We start from the raw sequence: 19,491 nt of genomic DNA on the forward strand, positions 1-19,491 counted from the left end.
GAGGTTTGCAATATCGATGAGAAATAAAAACAAACGTGTGGGAAGAAAACGCTGGCTCATTGTATTGGGCTTGGTAGTGCTTATTTTCATCCTCGTCTCCCTTGTTACGACGAAACTTGTCTACGATGCACAATTCCGCCGCCACGACCGTCCTGATGAGACAATTCATGCCAACCTGCGGTATATCGACATTGAGCGCGACTATCCTCGTTCGATTGTACACTTCACATCAGGGAAGAACACATTGCAAGGCTATTTCTATGGAGATCGGAGCGCTCGTGCCTTAATGGTTGTAGCCCACGGGCTTGGAGGAGGAGCGGACAGCTCCCTGAGCCAGATCAGGCACTTTGTCGATTCAGGTTTTTTGGTATTCGCCTACGACTGCACCGGCAGCTATGACAGCGAAGGCTCGAGCACAAGGGGCTTTCCCCAATCGATCTTGGACCTGCATGCCGCCCTCGCTTATCTTGAAAGCCAACCAAGCCTCGCTTCGCTGCCCCGATTGCTCTTCGGCCACAGCTGGGGCGGCTATGCCGTTGCTGCCGTACTTTCGTATGATCACGACATCAAGGCGATTGTCAGTGTCTCCGGGGCCAACTCGGCGATGGACATCATTATTGAACAAGCAAAACAGATGATGGGAAATTCGGCATACATCCAATACCCCTTTCTCTGGTTCTATCAGCGCATGCTGTTCGGCAAGGCGGCTTCCTTTGATGCAGTGTCGGCCATCAACACCGCGAACATACCGGTGCTCATCATCCATGGCATCGAGGATGAGTTGGTTCCCTACGATGGCAGTGCCATCATCGCTTTCAAGGACGAGATATCCAATCCATACGTCAGGTACATCACGGCAACCCGTGAAGGGCGCAACGGCCACAACAATCTCTTTCGCACCGATGAGGCTGTTACGTACGTGGAGCAGGTGAATAAGGAGTATCGAGCGCTCTATGACGCCTACGAAACCCAGATTCCCTATGAGGTGAAGCAGCGTTATTATGCTTCAATCGATCGTTTCAGGATTCATGCCCTACAGCCGAGTCTGATGCAGGAAATAGACGCCTTCCTCGATTCTGCAGTGGTGCAACCATACCCATAGCATACATTTTCTTTGTGAATGTATGAAAAACAGGCAACTCGCAGTTGCATCGCAAATCAAATGCGATACAATGGCAAAAGCCACACGTTGGAGGTGCCCATGATATCCGTTCAACCGATATCCTCAAAACATGATTGGAATTTATTCTTTGAATTTCCCAATACATTGTATAGGGACAACCCCTGCTATGTACCAACCTTGCTGCTCGATGAACGGTGGAACTTCAACCCTAGAAAGAATCCTGCATTCGAATATTGTGAGACCATTGCATTTCTTGCCAAACAGGATGGAAAGGTTGTCGGGCGGGTCGCCGCCCTGATCAACCACAAGCTCAACAAGGCCAAGGAACAGGCATACATGCGGTTCACCCGTTACGACGTCATCGACGACATCGAGGTCAGCCGCCTTCTCTTTGCGGCGGTCTTTGCCTGGGGCAGAGAGAAGGGAATGGATACCATCATCGGCCCCATCGGCTTTTCCGATTTGGACAAGCAGGGCTTGTTGGTTGACGGCTTCGACCAAATGGGGATGTTCATCACCTTGTACAACCACCCCTATTACCATGACCACCTGACGCAACTGGGATTTGCCAAGGACATCGATTGGGTGGAGTACAAGGTGTTCGTTCCCAAAAAACCCGATCCCCGCATTGAAAGGATTTGTAAAATTGCACAGAAACGGCACGGGTATCGGCTGCTCTCCTTCTCCAAGAAGAAGGAGGTCATCCCCTACGCCCACCAGATGTTCCATATGTACAATGAGTCTTTTGCAAAGCTCTACGGGTTCTGCCCGCTCAGCGACGGACAGATCGATATGGCCATCAAGCAGTTCTTCAGTCTGGTGAGTCTGGACTATATTTTCGTTGTCGTCGACGCACTGCAGTCGGTCATAGGTTTCGGCATCATGGTGCCATCGCTGTCAAAACCTCTGCGCGCTTCCCGCGGAAGGATTTTCCCCTTGGGATTCCTGCACATCCTCAAGGCCCTCAAAACTCACGAGGTGCTGGATATGTACCTCATTGCCGTCAAGCCGGAGTATTTCGGAAGGGGTGTCAATGCGATCATCATGCACGAAGGCATCAAACGCGCCATTGCAAACGGGGTTCTCTATGCGGAGACGGGTCCTGAGCTGGAGAACAACGACAATGTACAGACTCAGTGGAAGAGCTTTCACACCGAGCAACACAAGCGTCGAAGGTGTTATATCCGTCCATTGACCGAAGAATCCGTGCAATGAGATGCTAGGAATCACTATTTACTGAGAGTTTGTTTTTTACTTCTCCCGAATCTTGCCGTATACTACTGAAGAAAAGGGAGAGGAAAGGTGAAAATTCAGAAACAACAGGCCATGCGTACAGTCCTCTATGGACTCGCCCCGCTTTGCTTTGCCGCACTGTATTTTTTTGGTTGGCGGTTCATTGCCACTCTTGCTGTCGTTAACGCCACAGGACTCTTGTGTGAATGGCTCATGTTCAAACGGTATGGATTCAAGGTTACCGAATCGCTGTTCGTCTCCTGTACGTTGTTTGCGCTCTCGCTGCCTCCAACCATACCCCTGTGGATAGCAGCCATGGGCATCGCCTTCGGCATCATCTTCGGGAAAATGGTATTCGGCGGTTTCGGAAAGAATATTTTCAATCCAGCCATTACCGCCAGGGCGTTCGTCTATATCAGCTTTGGAGTCCCGATGACCGCCGCATTCGTTGAAGATGCCACCTCTCTCGGCTTTTTTCCTGCAGCTCTGGGGTCGTGGCTCAGCAAGGCCGACAGCGTCTCAGCGGCCACCCCGCTGGTAACCAAGGGCGAACCGCTGCTCGACCTGTTCCTGGGCTTTACCAGTGGAAGTTTCGGTGAAACCAGTGCCTTGTTGATCCTTCTCGGAGGCCTGTACATCATCTACAAGAAGGCTGCCAACTGGAAAATTGTTGTCGCTTCTCTGCTCTCGTTCACCCTTTTGCAGACCATCTTCTGGGCAAGCGGACTGCAGATTACAACCGAGCATGGACTGGTGGGAGTCTCATCCCCCTTGGTCGCCCTCTTTTCGGGCAGCTTCCTGCTTGCTGCTTTTTTCATGATTACAGATCCTGTATCCGCCTCCCAGTCGACTGATGCCGGCAGATGGATCTACGGCGCCCTTTTCGGCCTCTTGACCGTGTTGATCCGCACCTTCTCCACCTGGATTGAAGGGGTGACCTTCGCAATCCTCATCGCCAACATGTTCGCACCCCTGCTTGACACCCTGCTTAAAAGTGCAAAAGCAAAGAAGAAGCAGAAAGGCGCGCAAGGAGGTGCTGCATGAGCATACAGAAAACATTCTATAAAGATCGCATCTACCCGCTGCTGTTCATGTTCCTTACCACCTTTTTCTGCATCCTGCTGACTGCAGGCATTCATCTAGCCACGCAAGACCGTGCAGAGGCCAACGAGCTCTCTTTCACCCGAAAGGCAGTCCTCGATGCAGCAGGAGTTGAGTATGAGAATACTACAGCAGGCATCGAAGCTGCGTACCTGAAATCCGTTGAGGAAGCAAACGGGTATTATACCACCGAAGGCTCCGGCGGCAAGCGCTTCATCATCCCCCTTGAGGGACCGGGCCTTTGGGGTACCATCTCCATCATGGCTGGATTCGAAGAGGACCTGCAAACCTATACAGGAATTGCCATCGTCAGCCAAAACGAGACTCCGGGCTTGGGAGCCCGTATCGAGGAGCCGTGGTTCACCGCCCAATTCAAGGGTAAGCGGGCACCCTTTACATTGGTTGAGGAGGGCACTGCAAACGCTGTGAATGAAGTGGATGCCATCACCGGGGCGACCCGCACCTCGGAGTATTTCAGAAACCTTTCAAACCAAGGTGCAGATGCTGCCAAACGCATCATCAGAGGAGAGTGATATGGCAAAGAACCAACTACGTAAAACCTTTTTGGAACCACTTGGGAAGAACAACCCCGTGTTCGTCCAGATATTGGGCATTTGCTCCACCCTCGCAGTCACAAACAAGTTGCAGAACACATTGGTCATGACCCTCGGGGTTATGTTCACCACCGCTCTCTCCAGCTGGACCATCTCGTTGATGCGCAACCACATACCGTCAAGAATCCGTATGATGGTCGAGACCATGGTCATCGCAACCTTTGTCATCATCGTCGATATCGTACTCAAGGCTTTTTACCCGGAGATGTGGAAACAGCTTGGACCCTATGTCGGCCTGATCATCACCAACTGCATCGTCATGGGCCGTGTCGAGGCGTTTGCACTGCAGAACAAGCCGATGCTTTCACTCATCGACGGCCTCTCTTCCGGTCTTGGATACGCGTATGTACTGCTTGCCATCGCATTCGTCCGTGAGCTGCTTGGAACCGGAAGCCTCTGGGGCTTTAAAATTCTAGGTGACTGGTGGACAAACTGGGCGATTATGATCATGCCCCCGGGAGGATTCTTCGTCCTTGCCATCCTGATCTGGATCATTCGCGAAACGATCATGAAGGAGGCCGAACATGCATGACGCTCTACTGCCTTTCGCCGTATTCTTCGCCTCGATTTTCACCGGCAACATCCTGTTGACCAACTATCTGGGTACCTGTTCGTTCCTATCGGTATCCAAAGAGATGAAAACCTCGGTGGGGTTGGGAATCGCCGTCATTTTTGTCATGGCCACCACCACACCGCTGAACTGGCTTGTATATGAGTATCTGCTGCTGCCCTTCGGGCTTGAGTACCTGCGCTTCATCGTTTTCATCATCGTCATCGCCGCCTTCGTGCAACTCACCGAGATGACCATCGAACGATACAGCGAGCCGCTTTACCAATCGTTGGGAATATTTCTGCCTCTGATCACCGTCAACTGCGCGATCCTGGGCGTCAGCTTGTTCATGGTCATCCGAGAGTACTCGTTCTTTACCTCATTCCTGTTCGGGCTGGGCAGCGGCATCGGCTGGTTTGTCGCCATCATCGCCATGGCAGGCATCCGGGTGAAGTTGAAGAACGCCAAGGTTCCTCCCGCTCTGGAAGGACCTGGCATCACCTTGATAATCGCTGGATTCATGGCCATGGCTTTCATGGGTTTCTCCGGCATGATCGCCGTATCATAAGGAGAAGCACATGGTGACTACACTTCTGATCAGCATCGCCATCATCAGTCTCATCTCGGTCTTCCTCGCCCTGTTGATGGTCATAGCCGATGCCACCATCGGCAATTACGGGGTCGTAAAGATTTCCATCAACGATGGGACCAAAGAGCTGGAGGTAAAGGGCGGCCAACCGCTGCTCAAGGCATTGAACCAGGAAGGGGTGTTCATCCCTTCGGCCTGCGGCGGTCGAGGTTCCTGCGGCCTCTGCAAGGTTCGAGTGGTCCAAGGGGGTGGAGAGTACCTTCCCACCGAGCTTCCATTCATCAGCGAGGATGAGAAAAAGCAGCAGGTAAGACTATCCTGCCAGTTCAAGGTGAAGTCTGATGTCGCCATCGTCATTCCCGAGGAGCTGTTCTCGGTCAAGGAGTTCAAGACAAAGGTTGAGCGCATCCGCGACCTCACCCATGACATCAAGGAAGTTACACTTCGCCTTAAGGATGGAGAATCCATCACACCAAAGGCAGGCCAATACATCCAGTTCATGGTGCCTGAGTATGAAAACTCCGATGAGAGCGTATACCGCGCCTACTCCATCGCCTCGCCTCCGAATGACAACACCCGTGTCGAGCTTGAGATTCGTCTCGTGCCAAACGGTATCTGCACCACGTATGTTCATAAATTCCTCAAGGAAGGCGATGAAGTCACGATCAATGGTCCGTATGGGGATTTCTACCTTCGCAATTCAGAACGCAACATCATCTGCATTGCCGGCGGATCGGGTATGGCTCCCATCAAGTCCATCCTGCTCGATATGGTGGACAAGGGAATCGACCGCAAGACGATGTACTTCTTCGGCGCACGTTCCAAGCGCGACCTTTTCCTGCTCGATGAGATGCGTGAACTTGAACAACGTCTGCCCAATTTCACCTTTGTGCCCGCCTTGAGCGAGCCGGCGCCGGAAGACAACTGGGAAGGCGAGGTCGGACTTATCACCGATGTGGTCAGGCGCATGGTCAAGGACGGGCCGAACAGCGAGGCGTACCTGTGCGGAAGTCCGGGAATGATCAACGCCTGCATGACCGTTCTCACTGAGCTGAACGTCGCAGAGGAAAACATTTTCTACGATAAATTCTCATAACAAGGAGCCAACGATGAAACAGACGCCTGAATTCGACAAAATCCAACAGCAGATGAAAAAAGGCGTTATCACCTTGGATGGGTTCCTCGGTGATGACACACGCAACCTTGTCGATATCATTGCAAGCGACAGCATGACCGTCAACAGGCTCAACACAACCTGCAAGGCGATTGCCGACCGTATGGAATACTTCAAGAATCTGGGACTGACAGGACTCGGGGAGTTCATTTCTGTAGATGACACATTCGATGTGAAGGTCGACTCGGTGCGAGGTCTGCTTCCCTCCCCCTTTGGAGGGAAGGGCATGTATGGAAAGATCAACACCACGGTGGTGAACAAGAAAACCGGCAGATCGGTTGTCTATACCGACCTGCATATCCACTTCATTGCCGACCATTGCTTCTTTGAAGGCAAAGGCTCCCCGTTCAGACTCGAACCCGAGGATTTGGTGACAGTGCTTGAGGTGGGTGAAGGAGAGCAATAGACGCATAGAGAATCCAACGAAGAAGAGAAGCAGGTGGATGGCTGCCTGCTTTTCTTTCCAACTAGGTCCGATGCTTCTAGTATATGAGGAGAGACTGAGCTTGCAATATCCTATCAACACCATCCTGTCATCAATGAATGCAAAGCGGGTGTTGTCCATGGCGGCAATCTCTATTCCCGTCAATATCGCTCATATACTTTTCTTCACCCGGGGACTTCCCTCTTCCACTCCCATCGAATACACCTGGCGCATCGGCATCATCGCAAGTCATGCAACACTGGCGGTAGTATTCTCCATCCTCGGTCTCCTCGTTTTTTTATTCAATCGCAACATGATTAAATCAGGCATGCATCGCCCCGTCCCCTATATTGCGGCAGCGACCACGTTGGCAATGGGGGTTGTCATCGTAACAATCGACCAGTTGGTGACAACTAGCATCACACCCTACCTCGTCGGGTGTCTTGTCGTAGGCGTCGTATTTCTCCTGCACCCCCGGCAGGCACTTCTCTTATTCAGTCTTTCCTATCTGGCTTATTACTTTGCGCTGCCTATCACACAATCCAAGCCAGCCATTCTGCTCTCCAACCGGGTGAATGGGATTACCAGTGCAGGAATAGGACTCTTTCTGTCGATACTGCTGTACAGGTCCATGCATTCGGATTTACAACACAAGCAAACCATTGAAGAACAACAGAAAGAACTCGAGCAAAAGAATCTCCAGCTTGAACGGTTGGCCTTTTTCGATCAACTTACCGGTATCTACAACAGGCGAAAATTTGAGGAGCTCATCGGCAGGCAACTTGAGCTGATGAAGCAGGACAGGTTCCCGTCCTGTCTTGTTCTCGTTGACATCGATCGTTTCAAGGAGATCAACGATACGTATGGGCATCTCTTTGGAGACACAATCATGAAGGCGGTTGCAACAACCTTCGCAAAACACATTCGTCCCATTGATGTACTCGCACGATGGGGAGGTGATGAGTTTCTCATCCTCCTCTCACACACTACAGTCGATGAAGCACGAACACTGGTGGAGAACCTGCAACATGCAGTCGAAGCGATGCATACAGACGTTGGTTTTCAATCAGTCAAGGTTACCACCAGTTTTGGAATTGCCGCCCTGCAGTGTGGCATTGATGACCCCTACGGCACTGCCTACAAGGATGCTGACAGCGCCTTGTATCAGGCAAAGCAACTTGGGAAAAACCGAGTGGAAGTTGCACAAATACAAAGCTAGATTCTGTGCCTCACTCTTTGCAATGAGAAAGAACCACTAAACAAGCATGTGCGTCCCAAAAAAGAGCAGGGGTTCCGCATAAAAAGCTCAAAACTGTCTTTATTCCTGATTCACAAACGCTTTTTCCAATTCAGCGATATCAATCTTTTTCATCTGCAGCAATGCCTTGCTCATCCGATTTCGCTGCTGTTGAGTTCCTTCAAACAACATTTCATCGGTTTTCCGTGCAGTAACCTGCCAGGAAAGCCCGTACCGGTCTTTCAACCAGCCGCACTGCTCGGACTCTGCATCGCTACTGAGATTTTGCCAGTAGTAATCGACTTCAGCTTGGCTCTCGCACTCTATCATCAGGGAAATGCCTTCATTGAATGAGAATGGATGTTCATAAGCACTATCCATCGCTGCAAACCATTGTCCTTCCAGCATGAAATCCAAGAACATGGCACTGCCCTCCAGATTCGGATCCATACCGCCGGGGTAACGGGCGATTTCACCCATCCGCGATTGCTTGAATACCGTTTGATAGAAAAGGCAGGCTTCCTCGGCCTTCCCATTCACCTTGTTTGTAAACATAAGGCTGGGTATGATCTTCGGCCTTGGCTCTCCTTCATCCTTGGTGAGAATGAGCTGCCAGGATACCCCGTACGCATCCTGGACCCAGCCGTAGTGACTGCTGAAGGGATATTCCCCGAGTTGCATGAGAATTGTGCCTCCCTCGCTGAGCTTGTCCCAAAGCCGGTCCAGATGCTCTTTTGCATGGGGATCGCTGCTTGGATCGAAATTCACAAAGAAAGAGATCGACGGATTGGGCTTGAAGTACGGCCCGCCGTTAATCGCCATGAATTGAAAACCGGAAAGTGCGAATACAATCAGATCACAATCACCTGAGGGAGTATCCTCGAGCTTGGTGACATGGATTATTGCAGAATCTTCAAACACCCGGGTGTAGAACCGTACGGCTTCCAATGCCTGATCGTTAAACCATAGATGAGGGATAATTCGTTGTTCTATCATATGTGCACCTCACATAGTAAAACACTATGATATTTTTTAGTGCTACACAACCTTCCAGGTGGTCAGAATACCTACATCAAGTGGCTAATTGAACCAATATCGCAGGATTTTTGAAACAGACAGGTGCTTTGAGCGACATGGCACGTCATTTGCATAGAGGTATGCATCGCAAAGGAGATGCCCCCTTGAATACTCACAATCGAACGATATATCTGGTCTGTTCAAAGACGGGAACCTGGCTTTCCACCTTGATCACGCTCTTTTCCCGCATTCAATATCCCCATGCTTCAATCAGCTTCGATGAGAGCTTTGAAAGAATGTACACCTTCGGGCGAACACGGCCGTGCAATCCTGTCAGCGGAGGATTCGCCATCGAGAATCTCAACGAAGGGGTGTACAAAAATCACTCTGATTGCAGCTGTGCAATCTATCGGATTGCTGTAACGCAGCAACAATATGAGGCATCGAGAAGGCTTGTCGAGGAGTTCATAAGGAACAAGGGGATGTACCGCTACAGCCTGCTCGGTCTCGTCGGCGTGCTTTTCAATATTCCCATCAAGCGGAGCGACCACTATTTCTGTTCACAATTCGTTGCAGAGGTTCTGATTAAAAGCGAGGTGGTTTCATCGTCTAAAGTTCCCCAGCTCATCACAACCGACGACCTGCGTGCTTTGGTGAAAAACGACTTGATGTACGAAGGCGTGGTGGAGCCTTCGCTCATAAGCCAAGCAATGAACCATGCAAAAGTTTCTTGAATTCGACATAATTCACCCACTTTCCATCGAGCTTCCTTCATCAGTATCTGCTACAGTACACATGCCATGATAAAAACACTGAATCATATAATCGAATTCATTGAAGTGCATCTGTGTGAGGACATCACCCTTGAGATGATCGCAAATGAAGCAGGAGTATCCGATTACCACTTCAGAAAGATCTTTTTCTTTCTCACCGGCGCCACCCTCAGCGAATACATCAGGATGCGGCGCTTGTCGGAAGCAGGTAAGGATCTTCTCTCGGGTATGAAGGTAACCGATGTCGCCTTCAAATACGGTTACGAATCCATCGACGGATTCACCCGATCCTTCAAGGCATGGAGCTCTACCCTGCCCTCGGATGTCTATAGAACCAAAACGTGTACGCTCTACCCCAAAGTGTCATTCAGCATATCAGTTTCAGGAGGAATCAACATGCAATACCGGATTGTAGAGAAGCCGGCCTTTCATCTTGCAGGAGTCACCAAGCGTGTCCCCATGCAGTTTGAAGGAGTGAACCAGGAAATTGTGAAACTCGCACAAAGCATCACAGAGAGGCAACGTGAGGAGCTGCATAGGATTCAAAACGTTGAACCGAAGAAGGTCGTGAATGCCTCCTATGAAGCTGATGCACGTTTTATGAAGGAGGAAGGAGAACTGACCCACCTTATCGGTGTTCTCACGACAGAGACACGTGCAGGGCAGCAGCTTGAAACCGTTGCAGTACCGGCCCTCACATGGGCTGTGTTTCCTTGTGAAGGACCGTTTCCCGGGACACTGCAACAGACAATGGCGGACATCTACGCCCAGTGGCTCCCTTCGTCCAAGTATGAGCTTGTCGATGCTCCAAATTTTTCTTGGACGACAATGGATGAAGAGAGAAGCGGATACGCAACCAGTGAGGTTTGGATTGCGGTCAAACCGCTGAATTGATCGCCCAAGTCCCACACAATGATTGAGGCCTGTGAGCAAATCTGGTACGATGCAATGCGGAGGATTCAATGAACAATTTGGCGGTCATTTCACTTGGAGGATCCATCATTGCACCGGATAAGGTGGACAGCGCCTTTCTCAGGCAGCTCAATGAGGCACTCAGAACATATTTACGTGAAGACAAGAGCAGGAAAATCATTTTGGTATGCGGAGGCGGAGCTCCCGCCAGGGTGTATCAGCAGGCGATGAGGGAAATCCAGGAGGATATCGACAGCGAGGAACTCGACTGGCTTGGTATCAGGGCGACCCACATCAACGGCCAGCTGGTCAAAGCAATGCTCAGTGATTTCTGTACTGACAACCTCATCATCGACCCGACCGGACATATTAATTTCCGGGGTCAGGTGTTGGTTGCCGCCGGGTGGAAGCCGGGCTTCTCAACCGACAACGACGCAGTCATCCTTGCAGAACGCTTTGAAGGCAAGCTCATCATCAATCTGAGTAATATAGCCAAGGTCTATACCGACGATCCCAAGAAGAATCCTGATGCAAAGCCTCTGGATTCCATCAGCTGGGCCGACTATAGAACGATGGTGGGTAATCAATGGACTCCCGGCAAAAGCACTCCTTTCGATCCAATTGCCAGCAAACGGGCTGAAAAAATGCAGATGAGAGTCGTGTGTGCCGATGGAAGGAACATCCAGAACACCATGGACATACTCTATGGTAGACCGTTTCTGGGTACCGTTATCGGAGACGGGAACGCGTAAGCGATAAGAAGTATGGCAGGGGCTTGGCAAAGTCCTGAGGGAAGGGGTTCTCCTGGGTAAAATCAGGTATCCAGGAGACGTTCTCGCCCAGTTCCTGCACAAAGCCATCCTCTATCCCCAACTCCTCCAATGCCGCAAGAAGAGCCTCATACTCATCTTCAGTGATTGGAGGGAAGGATGCATTGCCGAGGGGCGGTTCAAACTGAACCATCAATGAGAGATAGGCGTTCTCCTTCAATTCCCTGGAAAAATACTCAAGCACAGAGAAGCTGGCCGCCAAAGCGGTAGGGAAGACCAGATGGCGTACCAACAGCCCTTTCAGGCTTCCCTTCTCATCCACATAGGTGACAGGATGCTTTTGCTTGAGAAACTCCATGACAGGCAGAATATCATCAGCATACCGTCTCAGTCCGCAGAAAGTGGAGCTCACGTCGTGATCCAACGTTTTGACATCCACTAGGTAGACATCAACGTAGGGGTCGATCAGAGCCAAGCCCTCAAGAGACTCGAATCCCGAACTATTCCACACCACATCCAGTACAAGTCCCTTGGATCTGGCAAGCACCAATGCTTCGATGATCGAGGGGATGAAATGAGTGCCGGTGACCATATTCAGGTTGGTTGCACCCAACTCCTGCAAACCGAGCATGACCGAACAAAGCTCCTCGATGCTCAAGGTAATTCCCACCTCATTCTCATCGGTGGAAATCTGGTGATTCTGGCAATATGCACAATGGAGGGGACAGCCGCTGAAGAAAATCATGCCGGACCCGTTCTCGCCGGTGATCGGAGGTTCTTCGCCCTTATGCAGCCCGGCCCAGGCCACCCTCACTTCAGATGTCTGCCCGCATCGCCCCCTCTTATTCGCAAGTCGGTCGACATTGCATAGATTCGGGCAAAGTCTGCAGGTACGATATGCTTCCATCACCGATGCTTCCTTTCCACTCATTATTCCAGTGTAGCGAGAAGCTGATATTCTTGCATAGACTCTTTGGATGAGCCAAATATGTTTTGCTATTTTACTATACCTTATTCGGTATATTTATAATGCAGATATCAATCTTACATTGTATAGCTGTATTGAAACGCTTGACCCAACAGCACAAATTCATCACTCTTATCGCATGGCATTACGAGATTTCCTGAAACGTCCTTCTCTTGAGAATAAGGAGGAAGAACGGTACATCCTCTCCATTGATGGAGGCGGGATGCGTGGAATCGTACCCTCGGTACTGCTTGCAAAGCTTTCCTCGCTGCTCGAAGAAATGGGGGATAACCGCCCCCTCTATGCTCATTTTGATTTGATAGCGGGAACCTCAACGGGAGGACTCCTTGCCCTTGCCCTCAGCGCTCCGGTGGAAAAAACCAATTTGGTTGCCGATACGCGTTATATTTCCTACATCTTCAGGCAGGAGGAGCAGACCTTCTGGCAGCGATTGCGTAAGCAGCCTGGAAAGGAGAGCCTTTCAGGAACCCTTCCGTTCGGAGTGGATACCAAAACTCTTGAAACATTGTATCTCAAACACGGCAGGCAAATCTTTCCTAAAAACCAGGGAAGGATTTTCAGCCAGATATTCATAGATAAATACGATTGCGAGCCTCTGGAACGCTTTCTTCTGCAGACATTCAAGGATATTCCGCTCTCTGAAGCTGTGGTGCCGACCTTGGTGATGAGCTATGAAGCCTCCACCGGCAAGCCGTTTGTGCTCAGTTCGCATGACTCCCATGGCTTTCTCTTTCGTGAGGCGGCACGGGCAACCAGCGCCGCTCCGACCTTTTTCAGGCCGGCGTATCTATACGACCGACAAGAGATGTGCATGCAGACGCTCATTGACGGCGGTGTCGTGGCCAACAATCCTTCCCTGTATGCGTATACCGAAGCAAAACGGCTCTACCCGAATGCCAAGAAATTCCACATACTCTCCCTCTCCACTGCAAGCAGTGACTTCACCTTCACCGTCAGTGGTGCAGGTACCGGAGTAATAGGATGGATCGACCCTGCCAAAGGGGCTCCCATTCAGAAAATCTATGCCACTGCACAGATGCAGGTAGTCGACCATATCGCCCAAAAGATTCCCGACCTCTCGTATACCAGGATACACGGCACACTCGGCGAAGAGTACAAGCTTGACGCCACCAGCTCTTCCGCACTCGCCTCCATGAGCAAGGAAGCAGAGAGAATCTTTGGCGAACACGAAGAGAGCATTCGTACATTTGCCAAACTTCTGGCCGCCCGGTCATCGTTCGACCAACTCATCCTTGGACCCAAGGAGGTTGTACCGCAACAACGCCAGCTGCCTTCTTACATAGAGGAATCCGAACAGGACAACCCGGCACTTTCATCCTACTACTCCTTTCTTCAGCGCTACCAAATAGAAGAAACCACAACGCAAGAGGGAACCGTATGAGCACCCATCCCAAACAGATGGAGCTTGAGGCGGTCATGCGCAGACTGTGCGACGACTTGGACCACTACCTTGAGGACACGTACGGTGATCGCTACCCCTTGCATCCGAATCGACCGGCCAGGGGAAAGGCTGCAAGTGTCGCCTATGACGGACTCTTTTCCACCGGGACTCAATTCACCCTCGGATACGGCAGCGACCACGGCCGAGGTTACTTGGTCTCCGTGGAAATCCGCACCCTGTCAAAAGTACATGAGGAAGATCGAAAGGAGATTGAAACATCAGCGATCACCTATCTGCGCTCAATCATTCCCGCCTACTTTCCCAATCGAAACATCGAGGTGAAGAGGGACGGCAACGTTTACAAGCTTGTAGGGGATTTCTCCCTGGGCGCATCAAGCAACTGAACCAAACCGTTTTTCAGTCTTTCATTAGCCTGCCTAACAAAACGCTTGAACTCTTTGGGGCGATGGCCTCGGGAATCGTCGCTGATCACCCTCAGTATGGAACAAGGGATAATGCGCAGCCTGCATGCCATTGCAACACCAAAGCCTTCCATATCGCTTGCACCCAACCCCAATTCTTCAGTCAAGTAGGAATGCTCCTCACGATAGGAACGAAGCAGAAAACGATCGGCGGTGCCGAGAATCACCTGTTTGAAACCCGATAACGCGGGAGAAAAAAGCTCGATGGCCCCGTCAACCATCTGCGAATCACCGTCGAACGTCTGACCTCGCTTAAGGCCGAACGCCCGAAGGTCCAAGTCGTATTGCACCACCTGCGTCGCCACAAAGCCATCCCCGATTTCCAAAGAGGCATCGATCGCCCCGGCATAGCCGAGCAGCACAACAAACGAAGGAGCATACGCATCGATGGCCTGGATTGCAGCAAGGGCACTTTGCACCTTTCCCACTCCGATACAGACTCCGACAACCACACGACCGGCGACCTGAAGCGGCTCATACAGCTTTGTTAGCACTCCTTCCAATTCACGTTTTGTGGCTGCAAGTATCAGAACTTCACATTGCATGAATTACCATCTCTTTGCAAGATAAGGCAGTATGAGCGAGACGGCGATGCCGTGACGTTTCTCATACCCAGCCTGCATCGTTGCCTCGATCGCCTTTGAAGTAAACGCAACTGCAAGCTCTACCGACCTTTGGAAGGACTCCTTACGAAGCAAGAAACCCAATAAAAGGCTGGCAAACAAGTCCCCGCAGCCAGGATAGGAAACCTCAAGCTTCCGGTACGGTACCAGATACGATTCGCCCCCTGCATAGCAGGCCACTACGTTTCCGTCCCCAAGAGGGACGCTGGTGATGGCGACCTTTGCATTGGTTGCAAGCCCGAGTTCCTTCGCCCACGATAACGCTGCAGAAGCATCGAACTGCTCTTGGTACGGCCGCCCGAGCAACAGCGCCGCCTCGGTGGTATTGGGGGTGATGACGTCGGCATGCATGACCAGTCCCTGCATGGCATTCACCTGCTGTTCGGTTACCGGTCCATAGAGCGACCCCCCGTCGCCAAGTACCGGATCGACAAGCGTCAAGGAGGCTTTCTGATCCTTGATGAAGGCCTTGATCAGATCGACCTGATCGGAGCTGCCGAGAAAACCTGAGTACATTGCATCGAATCGAAGTCCAAGGTCCTTCCATGCATCCAGGATACCGATGATGTCTCTACTCGTATCCCTGAAATAATAGGAGGGAAATCCATCGGTCTGGCTTGATAGCAGGGCTGTAGGAAGCGGGCAGGCCTCCACTCCCATCACCTCGAGGACGGGCAGGACAACAGTAAGCGAGCTCTTTGCATAACAGCTCAAATCGTGGATGGCGGCACAGATTGGTTGCATAAATCTACACTACCGCACATCTGCAAACAAGGCAATATATGCTATACTCGGCCTAGTGGAGGTCCCCATGCTATTCTATGACAGTCTGCATCACCTGATCATCGCCGACGACCAAATCAATCCTTTGGCGTTCCCGCTTCCAACGCAAGATGAGTTGCACCACGAACTCTCATCCATGATCCTCTCATCCTCGGGATGGCGGAAAGTATTTGCCGAAAGCGGAGACGAAGAGGACGCGACGTGTGAGATACGCAACGAGACTGCAATGCTTACAGCACTTGCCGCCCTTGCCTTGGCACGCACGCTCGGTGTTCCTGCGGCCCAAAAGCAAGCGGTCCTGGGTGGAGAAGCACCTAAACAGGAAAGGGAGGCAACCATACTCGTAGGACTCGACGCCAGACCCACCGGGCGGATTCTTGGGGACATCGTCTGCCGAACCCTCACCGCCCTTGGATGCAAGGTACGCTACCTGTTCATCTGTGCAGCCCCCCAGATTATGGCCGACTGCAACCTGCACCCCGATGAGGCGGATGCATTCTTCTATATTTCGGCAAGCCACAACCCGATCGGGCACAATGGTTTCAAGTTCGGCAAGGACGGAGGAGTCTACTCGCTGAAGGAAGCCGATGAGCTTACCCGGGTCTACAGGGACATCCTCTTTCAAGAAAGCATGGCCCCGGCCTATCTGCAACGGCTGACCCAGGAAATGGACATACAGCAGTATCGAACGGTGTTGGAGCAGGTCGCGTTCGAACGACAACGCAGTCTTGAGCGCTACGAAACCTTCGTTTTGACCACTGCAGCCAAAAGCATCGATTCAGCCGAGCACGAACGCTTTCGCCAAGACCTGCGGCAAGCCCACCAGAAGGAGCCCCTATCGGTCATCGGGGAACTCAACGGCAGCGCACGATCGGCGAGCATCGACAAGCACCTGCTTACCTCTCTCGGCCTGAAGGTACTGTTGCTCAACGACCGACCCGGAGAAGTTGTGCATGCCATCGTCCCCGAAGGTGAGAATCTCGAGCTCTGCAGGACAACCCTCCAGGAGTTGTATGCCAAGGACAGTTCCTATCGTCTCGGATATGTTCCTGACAACGATGGAGACCGCGGCAACCTGGTCTATATCAGTGAACAAAGCGGTCAGGCCCAAATTCTTGAAGCCCAAAACGTATTCGCCTTGGTGGTGCTTGCCGAACTCTCACAAACGAGATTGCAGAATCCGAACAAGCTGCTGGCCACGGTGGTGAATTGCCCGACATCCATGCGCATCGATCACATCGCACAAGCTTTCGATGCCGAAGTCTTCCGCTGTGAAGTCGGAGAGTCGAACGTAGTCGACCTGGCCCGCATGAAACGAGAAGAAGGGTACCTTGTGCCGGTGCTGGGAGAAGGATCGAACGGCGGCAACATCACCCATCCTGCAAAGGTTCGCGATCCGCTGAACACCCTTCTCAGCCTGGTCAAACTTCTCAGAAACCGCGATATCGCCAAGCTCTGGTTTCTTTCCGTCGGCAAGCAGGTTCCCCGCTCCATCACCTTGGACGGCATTATCGAGAGCCTTCCGGTCTACACGACCACCGGCTCCTTCTCGAAAGCCGGGAAAATGCAGGTCACACAAAGTCATGGAATTCTCAAGAACCGGTATGAGGCGTTGCTGCAGAGCGATTGGGAAATGAGAAAAACAGAGCTTTCTGCGATGGGTATCCACTCCTTCACCATTTTCCAAACCGAGGGTACGAACTGCTATGAGGGGATGGGAGAAGCCTATCGTCATGGCTTATACAGCGGAGGATACAAGGTGGCACTCAAGAACCGAGACGGAGTAATCACCGATTATCTTTGGATGCGCGGAAGCAAGACGGAACCGGTATTCAGGGTGGTTGTCGACTGCCAGGGCGATGATGAGAACCGGTATGAGTATCTACTGGCGTGGCACCGCAGCATGATTGAGCGGGCCGACCGGGCTTAGCTTTCCACCTGCCAAATCTCGTTGGCAAGTCCTTGAAGCGTCTCCTCCCTCCGAGAGGAGGGAGAGAGTTCGCACTCCCATACCACCAATACTCGATATCCCATCTGCAAGAGCAAGGCAAGTACTTTTTGGTCACGCTCCCTATTCTTCATAAGTTTTCGTTCCCAGAACGGACGGTTAGTCTTCGGAATAGCAAAGTGTCTGCACCCCTGATGAGCGTGCCAAAAACAACCATTGATGAAAATCACGGTCTTGTATTTGGGCAGCACCACATCGGGTTTTCCCGGAAGATGGGTATCGTGGATGCGATAGCGAAATCCTTGGCGGAAAAGGAAGGTACGTACCGCCAATTCCGCCTTGGTATCCTTTGCCTTGATGCCGGCCATGATCCTGCTTCGTTTCTCGACGGAAAAACAATCGCTCACGACCGGTCTCCTCTTACAAGCTCAAACCGGCGATGGCCGCCCCGATGGTTGGAGAGTCATCAATACGCACAAAGCGGTAGTAGCGTTTGTGCTCAAGCTGCAGATAGGTATGCAGGTAGTACTCGGTGTACTTTTTCAAGTATTCGGTCTTGTAGAATGTGGTACCGTCTGCGTTGATGCATACCGGCTTGCGGGGATCGGTTCCCGCTCCACTCTTGATCACTGTCGCTGCAAGATTGGCTGCAGTGAGTTTTGCCGCACGGGCGATGACTGCATCGATGATCATCCATAAGGCGATTGCATCGTCCTCATTGCCTTCACAGCAGGCAACCAGGGCATAGTTGGAATTGAAAGGCATCTCAAGGTAGTTGCTCATCACCGTTGTATTGACCGTGCCCAGCTGCGCAAAGCGCTTGGCAAACGTAGAGCTGAGCACACCCTCGGCGATTGCCTTTTGAATGACCAGCGTACTCAACGGCCCGAGGTAGGCTCCACTGATCATCTTTTCCAGATGATACTGCTCGGGATGCTTGGTCGAGTCGAAATATTCGCGGTCGAGCCTGCCGGGACAGAAGTCGAAGTTTCCCGATTCGATGTTGATGATCTGGCTTTTGCCATCAAAAAGACCGAGTTTGGAAATATTGCTGTTGCGTTCGACATAGGCGGTGTTCGTCCCCGTGCCGAGAATGAACCCGATGTACCCGCTGTAGTCTGTGTCGCTTGGTGCGCCCTGACCTGCAAGCAACGTGGCTACGGTATCGTTGAGCACGGCGACTTTCTTCTTCGAAACATCGTAGCCACGACGAGCCAGTTCGGAAAGCAGGCTGGCTCCGACCTTTTTACCGATGACTTCGGGTGCCTTGATCTCCTTGGAGAATACCAAAGGGATGCCGTCGTGGTCTTCGGTGATGGCCGCTGCATAGGAGAAGCAGAATCCGATTTTATCACTCTTGTCGATCAGCCTTTCCACCTCATCGGCAAACGTGCTGAAAAACTGCTGGGCGGTAACCTCTTCCTTCACACCGGGCATCGAAACCTTCCTGAAGTCCTCGATATGTGCCAACCCCTGTTCGTCGAAGGTGACCAGACAGGTGCGGAAGTTCGTTCCTCCGGCATCCAGGACGATTACCGGCTCACCCTTGGCGAGGCCGCTCACCACCTCGGTGTAGGTTGGAATCATCTTCAAAGAGCTGCCGCTCTCGTTTTCCAGCCCTTTCTCCATCTCGCTCAGGAAGGTGGCGAGCAAGGACTTCATATCGATGGAAGCAGCTTCGATTCCCCACTTGGAAAGAAATGCTGTGGTATTCTGGACACAATCGGACATGATTTCTCCTTATCAGA

21 protein-coding genes are annotated in these 19,491 nt (G+C 51.7%); 15 read left to right on the forward strand and 6 right to left on the reverse strand.

Annotated features, from left to right (window positions below):
- Positions 1–16 precede the first annotated feature (16 nt).
- The 9 genes from MUG09_RS11400 to MUG09_RS11440 all read left to right on the forward strand — a co-directional run bounded on the left by MUG09_RS11400 (position 17) and on the right by MUG09_RS11440 (position 8,027).
- The gene (locus tag MUG09_RS11400; protein WP_244771551.1) at positions 17–1,102 is read left to right on the forward strand and encodes an alpha/beta hydrolase; all 1,086 of its coding nucleotides are present in this window, start codon (positions 17–19) and stop codon (positions 1,100–1,102) included.
- Between the two features lie 99 nt (positions 1,103–1,201).
- Complete coding sequence (locus MUG09_RS11405; RefSeq protein ID WP_244771552.1) at positions 1,202–2,338, forward strand: N-acetyltransferase; 1,137 nt, start codon at positions 1,202–1,204, stop codon at positions 2,336–2,338.
- Between the two features lie 87 nt (positions 2,339–2,425).
- Positions 2,426–3,400 carry an RnfABCDGE type electron transport complex subunit D gene (locus MUG09_RS11410; RefSeq protein WP_244771553.1) on the forward strand — a complete coding sequence of 325 codons (975 nt, stop codon included), beginning with the start codon at positions 2,426–2,428 and terminating at the stop codon, positions 3,398–3,400.
- Positions 3,397–3,990, forward strand: coding sequence for an FMN-binding protein (locus tag MUG09_RS11415; RefSeq protein ID WP_244771554.1), 594 nt, complete (start codon positions 3,397–3,399; stop codon positions 3,988–3,990). The genes MUG09_RS11410 and MUG09_RS11415 overlap by 4 nt, the downstream gene beginning before the upstream one ends.
- Before the next feature lies 1 nt (position 3,991).
- Positions 3,992–4,603: an NADH:ubiquinone reductase (Na(+)-transporting) subunit D gene (locus MUG09_RS11420; RefSeq protein ID WP_244771555.1), complete on the forward strand. Its 612-nt coding sequence runs from the start codon at positions 3,992–3,994 to the stop codon at positions 4,601–4,603.
- A complete protein-coding gene (locus MUG09_RS11425) occupies positions 4,596–5,189 on the forward strand; it encodes an NADH:ubiquinone reductase (Na(+)-transporting) subunit E (RefSeq protein ID WP_244771556.1) in 594 nt (197 codons plus the stop codon). Before MUG09_RS11420 ends, MUG09_RS11425 begins: the two co-directional genes overlap by 8 nt.
- 10 nt (positions 5,190–5,199) lie before the next feature.
- Positions 5,200–6,306 (forward strand): NADH:ubiquinone reductase (Na(+)-transporting) subunit F, encoded by a 1,107-nt coding sequence (locus MUG09_RS11430; protein WP_244771557.1) that lies wholly within the window; start codon positions 5,200–5,202, stop codon positions 6,304–6,306.
- 13 nt (positions 6,307–6,319) lie between these two features.
- A complete protein-coding gene (locus MUG09_RS11435; RefSeq protein ID WP_244771558.1) occupies positions 6,320–6,790 on the forward strand; it encodes a hypothetical protein in 471 nt (156 codons plus the stop codon).
- Between the two features lie 100 nt (positions 6,791–6,890).
- Positions 6,891–8,027, forward strand: coding sequence for a GGDEF domain-containing protein (locus tag MUG09_RS11440; protein WP_244771559.1), 1,137 nt, complete (start codon positions 6,891–6,893; stop codon positions 8,025–8,027).
- Between the two features lie 99 nt (positions 8,028–8,126).
- Here MUG09_RS11440 and MUG09_RS11445 read toward each other — a convergent pair whose 3' ends face one another.
- On the reverse strand, positions 8,127–9,041 hold the full coding sequence (locus MUG09_RS11445) for a VOC family protein (protein WP_244771560.1): 915 nt from the start codon (positions 9,039–9,041) through the stop codon (positions 8,127–8,129).
- A gap of 185 nt (positions 9,042–9,226) precedes the next feature.
- Between MUG09_RS11445 and MUG09_RS11450 the strand changes: the two genes are divergently transcribed.
- The 3 genes from MUG09_RS11450 to pyrH all read left to right on the forward strand — a co-directional run bounded on the left by MUG09_RS11450 (position 9,227) and on the right by pyrH (position 11,499).
- Entirely contained in the window at positions 9,227–9,796 is a 570-nt protein-coding gene (locus tag MUG09_RS11450; protein ID WP_244771561.1) for a hypothetical protein, read from the forward strand.
- Positions 9,797–9,862: 66 nt separating this feature from the next.
- Positions 9,863–10,729, forward strand: coding sequence for an AraC family transcriptional regulator (locus MUG09_RS11455; protein ID WP_244771562.1), 867 nt, complete (start codon positions 9,863–9,865; stop codon positions 10,727–10,729).
- 68 nt (positions 10,730–10,797) lie between these two features.
- Positions 10,798–11,499 carry a UMP kinase gene (gene pyrH, locus MUG09_RS11460; protein ID WP_244771563.1) on the forward strand — a complete coding sequence of 234 codons (702 nt, stop codon included), beginning with the start codon at positions 10,798–10,800 and terminating at the stop codon, positions 11,497–11,499.
- On the opposite strand, the gene MUG09_RS11465 is transcribed toward pyrH, so the two are convergent.
- The gene (locus MUG09_RS11465; protein ID WP_244771564.1) at positions 11,477–12,448 is read right to left on the reverse strand and encodes a radical SAM protein; all 972 of its coding nucleotides are present in this window, start codon (positions 12,446–12,448) and stop codon (positions 11,477–11,479) included. The genes pyrH and MUG09_RS11465 overlap by 23 nt on opposite strands.
- Positions 12,449–12,623: 175 nt before the next feature.
- Here MUG09_RS11465 and MUG09_RS11470 point away from each other — a divergent pair, with 175 nt between their 5' ends.
- Both MUG09_RS11470 and MUG09_RS11475 read left to right on the forward strand, forming a co-directional pair.
- The gene (locus MUG09_RS11470; RefSeq protein WP_244771565.1) at positions 12,624–13,907 is read left to right on the forward strand and encodes a patatin-like phospholipase family protein; all 1,284 of its coding nucleotides are present in this window, start codon (positions 12,624–12,626) and stop codon (positions 13,905–13,907) included.
- Positions 13,904–14,311: a hypothetical protein gene (locus tag MUG09_RS11475; RefSeq protein ID WP_244771566.1), complete on the forward strand. Its 408-nt coding sequence runs from the start codon at positions 13,904–13,906 to the stop codon at positions 14,309–14,311. Before MUG09_RS11470 ends, MUG09_RS11475 begins: the two co-directional genes overlap by 4 nt.
- On the opposite strand, the gene MUG09_RS11480 is transcribed toward MUG09_RS11475, so the two are convergent.
- Together MUG09_RS11480 and MUG09_RS11485 are read right to left on the reverse strand one after the other, a co-directional pair.
- Positions 14,266–14,934, reverse strand: a complete 669-nt coding sequence (locus tag MUG09_RS11480; protein WP_244771567.1) for a 5'-methylthioadenosine/S-adenosylhomocysteine nucleosidase family protein — start codon at positions 14,932–14,934, stop codon at positions 14,266–14,268. The genes MUG09_RS11475 and MUG09_RS11480 overlap by 46 nt on opposite strands.
- Before the next feature lie 3 nt (positions 14,935–14,937).
- Positions 14,938–15,756, reverse strand: coding sequence for a pyridoxamine kinase (locus tag MUG09_RS11485; protein ID WP_244771568.1), 819 nt, complete (start codon positions 15,754–15,756; stop codon positions 14,938–14,940).
- 67 nt (positions 15,757–15,823) lie between these two features.
- Here MUG09_RS11485 and MUG09_RS11490 point away from each other — a divergent pair, with 67 nt between their 5' ends.
- Entirely contained in the window at positions 15,824–17,725 is a 1,902-nt protein-coding gene (locus tag MUG09_RS11490; protein WP_244771569.1) for a phosphoglucomutase, read from the forward strand.
- Here the strand turns inward: MUG09_RS11490 and MUG09_RS11495 are convergent.
- Positions 17,722–18,150, reverse strand: a complete 429-nt coding sequence (locus MUG09_RS11495; protein WP_244771570.1) for a very short patch repair endonuclease — start codon at positions 18,148–18,150, stop codon at positions 17,722–17,724. The genes MUG09_RS11490 and MUG09_RS11495 overlap by 4 nt on opposite strands.
- A gap of 13 nt (positions 18,151–18,163) precedes the next feature.
- Positions 18,164–19,474, reverse strand: a complete 1,311-nt coding sequence (locus tag MUG09_RS11500; protein WP_244771571.1) for a hexokinase family protein — start codon at positions 19,472–19,474, stop codon at positions 18,164–18,166.
- Positions 19,475–19,491 lie beyond the last annotated feature (17 nt).

The sequence above is a fragment of the Sphaerochaeta associata genome (assembly GCF_022869165.1).
Lineage (GTDB): Bacteria > Spirochaetota > Spirochaetia > Sphaerochaetales > Sphaerochaetaceae > Sphaerochaeta > Sphaerochaeta associata.

Coding starts and splice junctions, on each gene's coding strand:
- MUG09_RS11400 (WP_244771551.1), top strand. CDS start 17: ATGAGAAATAAAAACAAACGTGTGGGAAGAAAACGCTGGCTCATTGTA.
- MUG09_RS11405 (WP_244771552.1), top strand. CDS start 1,202: ATGATATCCGTTCAACCGATATCCTCAAAACATGATTGGAATTTATTC.
- MUG09_RS11415 (WP_244771554.1), top strand. CDS start 3,397: ATGAGCATACAGAAAACATTCTATAAAGATCGCATCTACCCGCTGCTG.
- MUG09_RS11420 (WP_244771555.1), top strand. CDS start 3,992: ATGGCAAAGAACCAACTACGTAAAACCTTTTTGGAACCACTTGGGAAG.
- MUG09_RS11425 (WP_244771556.1), top strand. CDS start 4,596: ATGCATGACGCTCTACTGCCTTTCGCCGTATTCTTCGCCTCGATTTTC.
- MUG09_RS11430 (WP_244771557.1), top strand. CDS start 5,200: ATGGTGACTACACTTCTGATCAGCATCGCCATCATCAGTCTCATCTCG.
- MUG09_RS11435 (WP_244771558.1), top strand. CDS start 6,320: ATGAAACAGACGCCTGAATTCGACAAAATCCAACAGCAGATGAAAAAA.
- MUG09_RS11445 (WP_244771560.1), bottom strand. CDS start 9,041: ATGATAGAACAACGAATTATCCCTCATCTATGGTTTAACGATCAGGCA.
- MUG09_RS11455 (WP_244771562.1), top strand. CDS start 9,863: ATGATAAAAACACTGAATCATATAATCGAATTCATTGAAGTGCATCTG.
- pyrH (WP_244771563.1), top strand. CDS start 10,798: ATGAACAATTTGGCGGTCATTTCACTTGGAGGATCCATCATTGCACCG.
- MUG09_RS11465 (WP_244771564.1), bottom strand. CDS start 12,448: ATGAGTGGAAAGGAAGCATCGGTGATGGAAGCATATCGTACCTGCAGA.
- MUG09_RS11470 (WP_244771565.1), top strand. CDS start 12,624: ATGGCATTACGAGATTTCCTGAAACGTCCTTCTCTTGAGAATAAGGAG.
- MUG09_RS11475 (WP_244771566.1), top strand. CDS start 13,904: ATGAGCACCCATCCCAAACAGATGGAGCTTGAGGCGGTCATGCGCAGA.
- MUG09_RS11480 (WP_244771567.1), bottom strand. CDS start 14,934: ATGCAATGTGAAGTTCTGATACTTGCAGCCACAAAACGTGAATTGGAA.
- MUG09_RS11485 (WP_244771568.1), bottom strand. CDS start 15,756: ATGCAACCAATCTGTGCCGCCATCCACGATTTGAGCTGTTATGCAAAG.
- MUG09_RS11490 (WP_244771569.1), top strand. CDS start 15,824: ATGCTATTCTATGACAGTCTGCATCACCTGATCATCGCCGACGACCAA.
- MUG09_RS11500 (WP_244771571.1), bottom strand. CDS start 19,474: ATGTCCGATTGTGTCCAGAATACCACAGCATTTCTTTCCAAGTGGGGA.